We start from the raw sequence: 11,474 nt of genomic DNA, 5'->3' as shown, positions 1-11,474 counted from the left end.
CCCCACAACGAGGAGTGACCATGGCCGACAAGAACAAGGGCATCATCGATCCGCCCATCGACGAGCTGCTCTCGAAGGTCGAGTCGAAGTACGCGCTCGTCATCTTCGCGTCGAAGCGCGCGCGTCAGATCAACGACTACTACGCCGACCTGCACGAGGGAAGCCTCTTCGACAACGTCGGCCCGCTCGTCGACAGCACCATCGACGACAAGCCCCTCTCCGTCGCGATGCACGAGATCAACGAGGACAAGCTCGAGGCCAAGCCCCTGCCCGCCGCCGCGGAGTAGTCGCGGCACGGCTGCCCGTCGTCCGACGTACGAGTCGAACGACGCCGGCGTCGTCCGACGTCACTGTCGGCGGCCGGCCGTAGCATCGAACGAGGCCCCCTGGGAGACCGTCCCGCGGGGCCTCGCCGCGTCCGACGACGCCTGACGCCCTCACCCCCGACCTCGACCCCGGAGCCCCTGTGACCCCTTCCGACGTGACATCCGCCAGCACCGCGACCGCACCGACGAGCCTCCGGCTCTTCACGTCGGAGTCGGTCACCGAGGGCCACCCCGACAAGATCTGCGACCAGATCTCCGACGGCATCCTCGACGCGCTGCTCGCGGTCGACCCGCAGAGCCGGGTCGCCGTCGAGACGATGGTCACGACCGGGCTCGTCCACGTGGCGGGCGAGGTCACCACCAAGGGCTACGTCGACATCCCCACGATCGTCCGCGACCTCATCGTCGGCATCGGCTACGACTCGTCGGCCGTCAGCTTCGACGGTCGCACCTGCGGCGTCGAGGTGTCCATCGGCGCCCAGTCGCCCGACATCGCCCAGGGCGTCGACACGGCGCTGGAGGCGCGGGGCGGCACGTCCGACGACGCCCTCGACCGCCAGGGCGCCGGCGACCAGGGCATCATGTTCGGCTACGCCACCAACGAGACGCCGCAGTACATGCCCCTGCCGGTGTGGCTGGCCCACCGGCTGGCGGAGCGGTTGGCTCACGTCCGCAAGAGCGGCGAGCTCGACTACCTGCGGCCCGACGGCAAGACCCAGGTCACGGTCGGCTACGACGGCGTCGTCCCGCGGACCGTCGACACGGTCGTCGTCTCCACCCAGCACTCGCCGAGCGTCTCCACCGAGCAGCTCGAGGCCGACGTGATCGCCCACGTCGTGCGGCCGGTGCTCGACGAGGCCGGGCTCGACTCGACCGACACGCGCTTCATCATCAACCCGACGGGTCGCTTCGAGATCGGCGGCCCGCAGGGCGACGCCGGCCTCACCGGCCGCAAGATCATCGTCGACACCTACGGCGGCGCGAGCCGCCACGGGGGCGGCGCGTTCTCGGGCAAGGACCCGTCGAAGGTCGACCGCTCGGCCGCCTACGCCATGCGCTGGGTCGCCAAGAACGCCGTCGCGGCGGGCCTGGCCGACCGCATCGAGCTGCAGATCGCCTACGCCATCGGCCGGGCGGCCCCCGTCGGGCTCTACGTCGAGACGTTCGGCACCGGCCACGTGGCCGACGACGTGATCATCGACGCCGTCAAGGCGGTCTTCGACCTGAGGCCTGCGGCGATCATCCGCGACCTCGACCTGCTGCGGCCGATCTACGCGGCGACGTCGACCTACGGCCACTTCGGCCGTGAGCTGCCCGAGTTCACCTGGGAGGCCCTCGACCGCGTCGACGCGCTCCGGGCTGCCGCCGGTCTCTGACCCGTCGCCCGTGACCGTGCCCGTCGCGAGCGAGTGGCCGTCACCGCGCGCCGTGGCGCGGGTGCTGGTCGAGTCGCCGCTGCCGCAGCTCGACCGGCTCTTCGACTACGCCGTCCCGTCGCACCTGCGCGACGACGTCGTGCCCGGCATCCGGGTCAAGGTCCCGCTCCGGTCGGCCGGGCGCATCGCGGACGGGTTCGTGGTCGAGGTCGTCGAGTCGTCGGCGCACGGGGGCGAGCTGAGCGAGGTCGAGGCGATCGTCTCGACCGCCTCCGTCCTCGCGCCCGAGGTGTACGCCCTGGCCAGGGCCGTGGCCGACCGTGCGGGCGGCTCCGCGAGCGACGTGCTGCGCCTGGCCGTGCCGCCCCGCCAGGCGAGGGTCGAGAAGCAGGTGCTCGCGGCCGCGACGGCCGCCGCCGAGTCGGGCGTGACGGTCTCGCACCCCGTCGTCGTCGCCTCCGACGTCACCGGCTACGGCGCCGACCAGCTGGCGGGCATCGTCGCGGCCCGCGGCCGCGCCGCCGTCGACGCCGTGCCGCTGCTCGACGAGCTGCCCGACGGCTCGTGGGTCGGCCGGTGGGCCGTCACGGTCGCCCAGCTCGCGACGGTGGCCCTGGCCGCCGGCGAGAACGCGGTCGTCGCCGTGCCCGACCACCGGGACGAGGACCAGGTGCTGCGGGCCCTGGCCGCGCTGCTCCCCGCGGAGAGCGTGGTCCGGCTCGACTCGAAGCAGTCGAACGCCGACCGCTACCGCTCGGTGCTGCGGGCGAGGGGCGACCAGCCGCTCGTCCTCGTCGGCAACCGGTCCGTGCTCCTCGCGCCGTCGGCGCGTCTCGGCCTGATCGTCGTCTTCGACGACGGCGACCCCCTGATGGGCGAGCCGTTGAGCCCGTACGTGCACGCGCGGGACACCGCGCTGGTGCGGCAGTCCCAGCAGCAGACCGCGCTCGTGTTCCTCGGCCACGCGCGGAGCACCGACGTGCAGCGACTCGTCGAGATCGGCTTCCTCGCCGAGGTCCGCCCCGACCCCCGCTACCAGCCCCACGTCGTGCCCACGTCCCAGCAGGCGGCCCAGGACGGCTTCGCCGCCCAGGCGCGCATCCCCTCGACGGCCTGGACGGAGGCGCGGGCCGCGGTCGAGCACGGGCCGGTGCTGGTGCAGGTGGCCCACCCCGGCTACTCGCCGCGCCTGGCCTGCACCGAGTGCGGCGACACGGCCCGGTGCACGCGCTGCGGCGGCCCGCTCGTCCAGCGCGCGCAGGGCGCCCAGCCGGCCTGCTCGTGGTGCGGCGCCCTCGCCGTGGGCTGGCGATGCTCGACCTGCGAGGGCACGGCGATGAAGTCGGTCGGCACGGGCGCGTCCCGCACCGCCGACGAGCTCGGCAAGGCGTTCCCGGGGGTCCGCGTCATCGTGTCCGACGGCTCGCGCCAGGTGACGCACGTCGACGCCGAGCCCGCGATCGTCGTCGCGACCCGGGGGGCCGAGCCGATCGCCCCCGGCGGCTACCGCGCCGTCCTGCTGCTCGACGGCGAGCGGATGCTCGCGCGGGAGAGCCTCCGGGTCGCCGAGGACTGCCTCCGCTGGTGGGCCAACGCGGCGGCCCTGGCGGCGCGCCGTGCGCCGATCGTGCTGGTCGGTGTCGGCGGGGCGATCGCCTCCTCGCTCGCGACCTGGGAACTGGCTCGCTACGCGTCCGGCGAGCTGGCCGACCGGCGGGAGCTCCGGTTCCCGCCCGCCGTCCGCGTCGCGACCGTGACGGGCGGCGTCGAGACCGTCGCCCGCGCCCTCGACGAGCTGCCCGACGGCGTCCGGAAGGAGACCCTGGGGCCGGTCGACGTGCCCGACGCCGGCGTCCGCGCCATCGTGCGGTTCGACTACGCCAGCGGGCACGACGTCGCGCAGGTGCTGCGGTCCCAGGTCATCCGCGCCGCGACGGAGCGCCGCAAGGCGATCGGCTCCCGGCGCGGCCGGGGGCTGCCTACACTCAGGGTGCGGTTCGACGACGTCGAGCCGTTCACCGACTGACCTCCAGGAACCCCTTGCGCCTCGTCTTCGCCGGCAGCCCGTCGGCCGCCGTACCGTCCCTGACCGCCCTCGCCGCGAGCGAGCACGAGGTGGTCGCCGTCGTCACCCGCGACGACACGCCCCAGGGCCGTCGCCGTGTCCTCACCGCGACGCCGGTCGCCCTCGAGGCCGAGCGCCTCGGGCTGCCGGTCGTCAAGACGCGGCGGATCACGGAGGAGGTGGCCGAGCGGATCGGCGCCCTGGGCGCCGACCTCGGGGTGGTGGTCGCCTTCGGGGCCCTCCTGCGCGAGCCGGTGCTGTCCGCGCCCCGGCTCGGCTGGGTCAACCTGCATTTCTCCCTGCTGCCGCGCTGGCGCGGAGCCGCACCCGTGCAGCGGGCGCTCATGGCCGGCGACGAGCGCACGGGTGCCGTGGTCTTCCAGCTCGTGCCCGAGCTCGACGCCGGCGACCTGCTCGGCACCCTCGAGCGGCCCCTCGACGGCACCGAGACCGCCGGGGCCCTGCTCGACGAGCTCGCGACGACCGGCGCCGCCCTGCTCGGCGACGTCGTCGGCCGACTAGCCGCGGGCACGGCCGAGCCCCTGGTCCAGGTGGGCGAGGTGACCCTCGCTCCCAAGCTCGTCCTCGACGACGGCGCGCTCGACCTCTCGCTGCCCGCCGGCGACGTGGTCGACCGCTGGCGGGGCACGACGCCCGAGCCGGGCGCGCACCTCCCTCTCGGCGACGCCCGTCTGAAGGTCCTCGAGCTCCGCGCGGCGGACGTCGGCGACGCAGCCGGCGACTCCGAGGCGGGCCTCGCGCCCCTGGCACCGGGGCGGATCGCGCTCCGGGGCCGCCGCCTCCTCGTCGGCACGGGCACCGCACCGCTCGAGCTGGTCCGCGTCCAGCCGCCCGGCAAGAAGCCGATGGCCGGGGCCGACTGGAGCCGCGGGCTGCCGTCGACCGACGACGTGCTGCTGACCACGAGCCCCGTGACGAGCACCACCACGACCGACGAGGAGGCCCCCGCGTGAGCCGCGTCCAGCCCGCCCGCCAGGTCGCCCTCGACGTGCTCCGCGCCGTCGCCGACGACGACGCCTACGCCAACCTGCTCCTGCCCGCTCGCATCGCCCGTGCCGGCCTCGACGCACAGGACGCCGCCCTCGCGACCGAGCTCACCTACGGCACGCTCCGCATGTCGGGCTACTACGACCGCGTCGTCGCCCTCGCCGCCCGGCGCCCGGCGGACGCGATCGACCCGGCCCTGCTCGACGTGCTCCGGCTCGGTGTCCACCAGCTGCTGTCGACGCGGGTGGCTGCGCACGCCGCGGTCGACGAGTCGGTCGAGCTCGCGCGCCAGGTCGGCAGCCGTGCCGGCACGGGCTTCGTCAACGGCGTCCTCCGGACGGTCGGCCGCTCGACCCCCGACGAGTGGCGCGAGCGGGTGCTCGCCGCCGCGACGAGCGACGACGACCGGCTCGCCGCCGAGTGGTCGCACCCGGTGTGGGTCATCCGTGCCCTGCGCCGCTCGCTCGCCGCGGAGGGCCGTCAGGACGAGCTGGTCGACCTGCTGGCCGCCGACAACGTGCCCCCGAGGGTCAGCCTCGTCGCCCTGCCCGGACTCGCGGAGCCGTCCGAGCTCGGCGGCGACGACGCGCTGCTCTCGCCGCTGGCGCGGGTCAGCGCCGGGGGAGACCCGGCCCAGCAGCCCGTCGTCCGCACGGGCCGAGCCCGCGTCCAGGACGAGGGCTCGCAGCTCGCCGCCCTGCTGCTCAGCCGGCACCACGACGCCGCGCCCGGCGAACGGTGGCTCGACATGTGCGCGGGCCCCGGCGGCAAGGCGGCCCTGCTCGCCGCCGAGGCGGCCAGGGTCGGTGCGCACCTCGTCGCCAACGAGCTCGTCCCGGCCCGCGTCGGGCTGGTGCGTCAGGCCCTCGCGGCCGTCCCCGGGGACGTCGACGTCCGCGAGGGCGACGCCGTCCGCTTCGGCGTCGACGAGCCCGGCGGCTACCAGCGCATCCTGCTCGACGCGCCGTGCACCGGCCTCGGTGCCCTGCGCCGTCGTCCGGAGGCGCGCTGGCGCAAGCAGCCGTCGGACGTGGGCGAGCTCACCCGCCTCCAGGCCGACCTCCTCGCCAGCGCCCTCGACGCGCTCGCGCCCGGCGGCCTGCTCGCCTACGTCACGTGCTCGCCCCACCTCGCCGAGACCCGGGCGATCGTCGAGTCCGGGCTGCGCCGCCGCGACGACGTGGAGCTGCTCGACGGCCCCGAGGCGGTCGCGCGTGTCGCCCTGGGCGAGGTCGACCTCGCCTCCAGGCCCTACGTCCAGCTGTGGCCCCACCGCCAGGGCACGGACGCCATGTTCGTCGCCCTGGTGCAGAAGGAGGCCTGACGCAGGAGGGGGCCTGAGGCACGAGAGGGCCTGGGGCCGAGGAGGCGCGTCGCCGGTAAGATCGCCCGGTGTCCGTTCGCATCAGCCCCAGCATCCTCTCGGCCGACTTCGCCAACCTCGAGCGGGACCTCGCCCGCATCTCCGACGCGGACCTCGTCCACGTCGACGTGATGGACGGGCACTTCGTGCCGAACCTCACCCTCGGCCTGCCGGTCGTCGAGCGCCTCCAGCAGGTCAGCCCGGTGCCGCTCGACGTGCACCTCATGGTCGAGGACGCCGACCGCTGGGCGCCGCGCTACGCGGAGCTCGGCGCCTTCTCCGTGACGTTCTCCGCCGAGGCCGCCGCCGACGCGGTGGCGACCGCGCGGGCGATCCGCAGCACAGGGGCGCGTGCGTCGATCGCGGTCAAGCCCGGCACCGACCTCGAGCCCTACCTGCAGACCCTGGACGAGTGGGACATGATCCTCGTGATGACGGTCGAGCCGGGCTTCGGCGGGCAGTCGTTCATGCCCGAGACGATGCCCAAGCTGGCTCGCGCGCGCGAGGCGGTCCGCGCCTCCGGCCTGGACGTCTGGCTCGAGGTCGACGGCGGCATCGGCCTCGACACGATCGTGACGGCCGTCGAGAACGGCGCCGACACGGTCGTCGCCGGGTCGGCCGTCTACGGTGGCGAGCCCGCCGAGCGCATCGCCGCGCTGAGGGCGGCCGCGGCGACGGTAGCCTTGTCGTCGTGAAGTCCTTCGACCAGCTGTTCTCCGAGCTCAGCGACAAGGCCCGTGACCGTCCCGAGGGCAGCGGCACCGTCGCCGAGCTCGACGCCGGGGTCCACCAGATCGGCAAGAAGATCGTCGAGGAGGCGGCCGAGGTGTGGATGGCCGCCGAGTACGAGGGCGACGTCGCCACGGCAGAAGAGATCTCGCAGCTCATCTACCACGTGCAGGTGCTCATGATCGCCAAGGGCCTGACCCCCGACGACGTGTGGCGACATCTCTGAGCCCGTCCCCACCACCTCACGACGTGACGCCGCCGACCGGCGGCCCCAGAACGGACAGCTCCCCACCATGCTCCGCGTAGCAGTGCCCAACAAGGGCTCCCTCAGCGAGACCGCCAGCCAGATGCTCCACGAGGCGGGCTACCAGGGTCGCCGCGACCCGAAGTCGCTCTACCAGGCCGACGAGCGCAACGGCGTCGAGTTCTTCTACCTCCGGCCCCGCGACATCGCGACCTACGTCGGCCAGGGCGCGCTCGACGTCGGCATCACCGGCCGCGACCTGCTGCTCGACTCCGGCTCGACCGCCGGCGAGATCGCGCCCCTCGACTTCGCCTCCTCGACCTTCCGCTTCGCCGGCCCGGCCGGTCGCTTCCGCGAGCTCGCCGACCTCGAGGGCCTCCGGGTCGCGACGAGCTACGTCGGCCTGGTCGGCGCGTTCCTCCGCGACGCCGGGGTCACCGCGCAGCTGGTCGGCCTCGACGGGGCCGTCGAGAGCGCCGTCAAGCTCGGCGTGGCCGACGCGATCGCCGACGTCGTCGAGACGGGCACGACCCTCCGCGCCGCCGGACTCGAGGTCTTCGGGCCGGTCATCCTGCAGTCGACCGCCGTGCTGATCGCCTCCGACGCGCAGGCCGCGGGCATCGACGTGCTGCACCGCCGCCTCCAGGGCGTCCTCGTCGCGCGACGCTACGTGATGATGGACTACGACGTGCCGGTGTCGGCCCTCGACGCGGCCACCGCCGTCACGCCGGGCATGGAGTCGCCGACGGTGGCGCCCCTGCACGACGCCGACTGGGCCGCCGTCCGCGTGATGGTGCCGCGCGGCGACACCAACCAGGTGATGGACGCGCTGTACGACCTGGGCGCCCGGGCCATCCTCGTGAGCCCGATCCACGCCGCGAGGCTCTGACCGTGACGGCCGCCGATCCGTCCCTCGCGGTCCGCGTCGTCCCCTGCCTCGACGTCGCCGCCGGGCGCGTCGTCAAGGGCGTCAACTTCCTCGACCTGCGCGACGCGGGCGACCCCGTCGAGCTCGCCCGCACCTACTACGAGCAGGGCGCCGACGAGATCACGTTCCTCGACGTCACCGCGACCGTCGACGACCGGGCCACCACCTACGACGTCGTGCGGGCGACCGCCGAGCAGGTCTTCATCCCGCTGACCGTCGGCGGGGGAGTCCGCTCGACCGACGACGTCGCGCGCCTCCAGGCGGCCGGTGCGGACAAGATCGGCGTCAACAGCGCGGCGATCGCCCGCCCAGCGCTCGTCGGCGAGATCGCCGACCGCTTCGGCGCGCAGTGCGTCGTCCTCTCGCTCGACGTCAAGCGATCGGCGCGCATGCCCTCCGGCTTCGTCGTGACGACCCACGGCGGCCGCACCGAGACCGACATCGACGCCGTGGCCTGGGCCCGCGAGGCCATCGAGCGCGGTGCGGGCGAGCTGCTCGTCAACAGCATCGACGCCGACGGCACGAAGCAGGGCTTCGACCTCGAGCTCGTCGCCCTGATGCGGTCGAACAGCCGCGTGCCGGTCATCGCCTCCGGCGGGGCCGGTGCCCTCGAGCACTTCGCGCCCGCCGTGGCCGCCGGCGCCGACGCCGTCCTCGCCGCCTCCGTGTTCCACAACCGCGAGTTGACCGTCGGCGACGTGAAGCGCGAGCTGGCGGCCTCCGGCGCCGTCGTCCGATGACACCGGGAGTCCCCATGACCGACCAGACAGCGCCCGACCAGACCCTCACCCGCGAGACCGTCGAGCCGGTCGTGGCGCGTGCCCGCTTCGACGCGAGCGGGCTCCTGCCCGCGATCATCCAGGACGCCGTCTCGCGCGACGTGCTGATGATGGGCTGGATGGACGAGGAGGCGCTGCGCCGCACCCTGACCGAGGGTCGCGTGACCTTCTGGTCGCGCTCGAGGCAGGAGTACTGGCGCAAGGGCGACACCTCCGGCCACGCCCAGTTCGTCCGGGCCGCAGCCCTCGACTGCGACGACGACGCGCTCCTCGTCACGGTCGAGCAGATCGGCGCCGCGTGCCACACCGGCGCTCACTCCTGCTTCGACGTCGACCCGCTCAGCCCGGCCACCGCCTCCTCGACCGAAGCGGGCTCGGACGGCACGGACCCCGACTCCTACTCCGCGGCGGAGGCCGACCGTGGCTGACCGCTCGTCCACCACGCGTGCGGGCTTCGACGCCCTGCTCGACGGCCACCGGGTGATCCCGGTGGTCCGCGACCTCTTCGCCGACGGCGAGACGCCGGTGGGCATCTACCGCAAGCTCGCCGCCGGCCGTCCGGGCACGTTCCTCCTCGAGTCCGCCGGCCAGGGCGGCATCTGGTCGCGCTGGTCGTTCGTCGGCGTCTCGTCGTTCGGCGTCCTCACGACGCAGGACGGCGAGGTGCGCTGGCTCGGCCACGGACTCGACGCCGACCGTGCCCTCGGCGGTGCGACCGGTCGTCCGCTCGAGGTGCTCTCCGCCCTGCACGAGCGCTGGGCGACGCCGCGCATCCCCGACCTCCCGCCCCTCACCGGCGGCCTGGTCGGCTTCGTCGGATGGGAGGCGGTCCGCGAGCTGGAGCACCTGCCCGACGCGCCTCCCGTGGACTTCACGGTCCCGTCGCAGGCGCTCAGCTTCGTCTCCGAGCTCGTCGCGCTCGACCACCGCACCGGCGCCGTGATGCTGATCGCGACGGTGCTCAACGACGGGGTCGACGACGCCGACGCGCTCTGGGCCGACGCTCAGGCACGCCTCGACCGGCTGCAGTCGGGCCTCGCGGCGCCGAGCGACGCCTTCCTCTCCGACGTCGACCTGGGCGTCCAGCCCTCACCGGTCGACCGGACGCCGCGGGCGGACTACGCCGAGGCGATCGAGCGCTCGAAGCAGTTCATCGTCGACGGCGACGTGTTCCAGGTCGTCGTCTCGCAGCGCTTCGACCACGAGCTGAGCGCCGACGCCCTCGACGTCTACCGGGTGCTGCGCACCCTCAACCCGAGCCCGTACATGTACCTCGTCAGCCTCGAGGACGCCACGGGCGAGCCCTACCAGATCGTCGGCTCGTCGCCGGAGGCGCTGGTCAAGGTCGACGGACGACGCGCCTTCACCCACCCCATCGCCGGGTCGGCCCCCCGCGGCGCGACGCCGGAGGAGGACGGCGCGCACGCCGAGCGCCTGCTCGGCGACGAGAAGGAGCGGGCCGAGCACCTCATGCTCGTCGACCTGGCCCGGAACGACCTGCTCAAGGTCTGCACGCCCGGCACCGTCGAGGTGACGGAGTTCATGCAGGTCGAGCGCTTCAGCCACATCATGCACCTCGTGTCGAGCGTCGAGGGGGACCTCGCGCCCGGGCGGAACGCCATCGACGCCTTCCGCGCGACGTTCCCCGCCGGCACGCTCTCGGGCGCGCCGAAGCCGCGCGCCCTCGAGATCATCGACGAGCTCGAGCCGGCCCAGCGCGGCGTGTACGGCGGCGTGGTCGGCTACTTCGACTTCGCCGGCTCGGCCGACGTCGCGATCGCGATCCGCACGGTCCTCCTGCAGGGCGGCGTCGCCCGCGTCCAGGCCGGTGCCGGCCTCGTCGCCGACAGCGACCCCGACGCCGAGGCACAGGAGGCGCGCAACAAGGCCGCGGCCCCCCTCCGCGCCGTCGCCGTGGCCAACGCCATGACGAGGCTCCGCTGATGGCGCCGCGACGGCTCAAGCTCGTCACGATCCTCGTCGGGGTCCTCCTCGCCGGCGTCGGCCTGCTCACCTGGACCCAGCCGTGGTTCGGCGTCGTGGTCGAGTCCCCGCAGGGCGGGCAGCTCGACCTGACCGCGGCCGGCGACGTCGCCGGGTCGCCCGTGTCCGCGCTCTCCCTGGCCGCCCTGGCCCTCGTGGGCGCCCTCACGATCGCGGGGCGCGTCTTCCGGGTCGTCCTCGGGCTGCTGCAGTTCGCGCTCGGCGCGAGCATCGCCGTGACGGCGGGCACCGCGCTCTCCGACCCGGTCCGCGCCTCCGGCAGCGTCGTCACCGACGCGACCGGCGTCGACGGGCAGGACAGCCTGCGCGCGCTCGTCTCGTCGACGTCGGCCACCCCGTGGCCCTGGCTCGCTCTCGTCGTCGGCGTGCTCGGCGCGCTGCTCGGGGTGGGGATCGTCGTCACCTCGGGTGCCTGGCCGCAGGCCGGGCGCAAGTACACGGCCACCCGGCTCGTGCCCGCCGACCCCGCGAGCGACCCGAGCGCGACGTGGGACAGCCTCTCGGTCGGCGACGACCCGACCGACCCCACCGACCCGACCGACCTCGCCGCACCCGACGAGCCGGCCGCGCCGGTCGACGACGCCGGGCCCCGCCCGGGCGCCGACGACCGACCCAGCCGGTAGACTCGCCCCGTACCGCACTGATCCGAGGA

General features: G+C 74.4%; 12 protein-coding genes. All 12 read left to right on the top strand.

Annotated features, from left to right (window positions below; genetic code table 11):
• The first annotated feature begins 20 nt into the window (after positions 1–20).
• The 12 genes from rpoZ to ITJ48_RS01715 all read left to right on the top strand — a co-directional run bounded on the left by rpoZ (position 21) and on the right by ITJ48_RS01715 (position 11,445).
• Positions 21–287: a DNA-directed RNA polymerase subunit omega gene (rpoZ, locus tag ITJ48_RS01770; protein WP_123545886.1), complete on the top strand. Its 267-nt coding sequence runs from the start codon at positions 21–23 to the stop codon at positions 285–287.
• A 194-nt stretch (positions 288–481) separates the two neighbouring features.
• On the top strand, positions 482–1,702 hold the full coding sequence (metK, locus tag ITJ48_RS01765; RefSeq protein WP_194612166.1) for a methionine adenosyltransferase: 1,221 nt from the start codon (positions 482–484) through the stop codon (positions 1,700–1,702).
• A 10-nt stretch (positions 1,703–1,712) separates the two neighbouring features.
• On the top strand, positions 1,713–3,728 hold the full coding sequence (locus tag ITJ48_RS01760; protein WP_370544730.1) for a primosomal protein N': 2,016 nt from the start codon (positions 1,713–1,715) through the stop codon (positions 3,726–3,728).
• Between the two features lie 14 nt (positions 3,729–3,742).
• A complete protein-coding gene (locus ITJ48_RS01755) occupies positions 3,743–4,741 on the top strand; it encodes a methionyl-tRNA formyltransferase (protein WP_194612165.1) in 999 nt (332 codons plus the stop codon).
• Positions 4,738–6,099 carry a transcription antitermination factor NusB gene (locus ITJ48_RS01750; protein ID WP_194612164.1) on the top strand — a complete coding sequence of 454 codons (1,362 nt, stop codon included), beginning with the start codon at positions 4,738–4,740 and terminating at the stop codon, positions 6,097–6,099. Before ITJ48_RS01755 ends, ITJ48_RS01750 begins: the two co-directional genes overlap by 4 nt.
• A gap of 68 nt (positions 6,100–6,167) precedes the next feature.
• Positions 6,168–6,833 carry a ribulose-phosphate 3-epimerase gene (rpe, locus tag ITJ48_RS01745; protein WP_194612163.1) on the top strand — a complete coding sequence of 222 codons (666 nt, stop codon included), beginning with the start codon at positions 6,168–6,170 and terminating at the stop codon, positions 6,831–6,833.
• Complete coding sequence (locus ITJ48_RS01740; RefSeq protein WP_123354635.1) at positions 6,830–7,093, top strand: phosphoribosyl-ATP diphosphatase; 264 nt, start codon at positions 6,830–6,832, stop codon at positions 7,091–7,093. Before rpe ends, ITJ48_RS01740 begins: the two co-directional genes overlap by 4 nt.
• 67 nt (positions 7,094–7,160) lie before the next feature.
• On the top strand, positions 7,161–8,000 hold the full coding sequence (gene hisG, locus ITJ48_RS01735) for an ATP phosphoribosyltransferase (protein ID WP_146900751.1): 840 nt from the start codon (positions 7,161–7,163) through the stop codon (positions 7,998–8,000).
• Between the two features lie 2 nt (positions 8,001–8,002).
• Positions 8,003–8,779, top strand: coding sequence for an imidazole glycerol phosphate synthase subunit HisF (hisF, locus tag ITJ48_RS01730; protein WP_146900754.1), 777 nt, complete (start codon positions 8,003–8,005; stop codon positions 8,777–8,779).
• A 14-nt stretch (positions 8,780–8,793) separates the two neighbouring features.
• Complete coding sequence (gene hisI / locus ITJ48_RS01725; protein ID WP_194612162.1) at positions 8,794–9,246, top strand: phosphoribosyl-AMP cyclohydrolase; 453 nt, start codon at positions 8,794–8,796, stop codon at positions 9,244–9,246.
• On the top strand, positions 9,239–10,762 hold the full coding sequence (locus ITJ48_RS01720; RefSeq protein ID WP_194612161.1) for an anthranilate synthase component I: 1,524 nt from the start codon (positions 9,239–9,241) through the stop codon (positions 10,760–10,762). The genes hisI and ITJ48_RS01720 overlap by 8 nt, the downstream gene beginning before the upstream one ends.
• Entirely contained in the window at positions 10,762–11,445 is a 684-nt protein-coding gene (locus ITJ48_RS01715; RefSeq protein WP_194612160.1) for a Trp biosynthesis-associated membrane protein, read from the top strand. Before ITJ48_RS01720 ends, ITJ48_RS01715 begins: the two co-directional genes overlap by 1 nt.
• Positions 11,446–11,474: the final 29 nt, after the last annotated feature.

It is taken from the genome of Frigoribacterium sp. VKM Ac-2530 (genome assembly GCF_015350835.1).
Taxonomy (GTDB): Bacteria; Actinomycetota; Actinomycetes; order Actinomycetales; family Microbacteriaceae; genus Frigoribacterium.
This window is presented reverse-complemented; position numbering and strand designations above follow the sequence as displayed.

Coding starts and splice junctions, on each gene's coding strand:
- hisG (WP_146900751.1), top strand. CDS start 7,161: ATGCTCCGCGTAGCAGTGCCCAACAAGGGCTCCCTCAGCGAGACCGCC.
- ITJ48_RS01715 (WP_194612160.1), top strand. CDS start 10,762: ATGGCGCCGCGACGGCTCAAGCTCGTCACGATCCTCGTCGGGGTCCTC.
- hisI (WP_194612162.1), top strand. CDS start 8,794: ATGACCGACCAGACAGCGCCCGACCAGACCCTCACCCGCGAGACCGTC.
- rpoZ (WP_123545886.1), top strand. CDS start 21: ATGGCCGACAAGAACAAGGGCATCATCGATCCGCCCATCGACGAGCTG.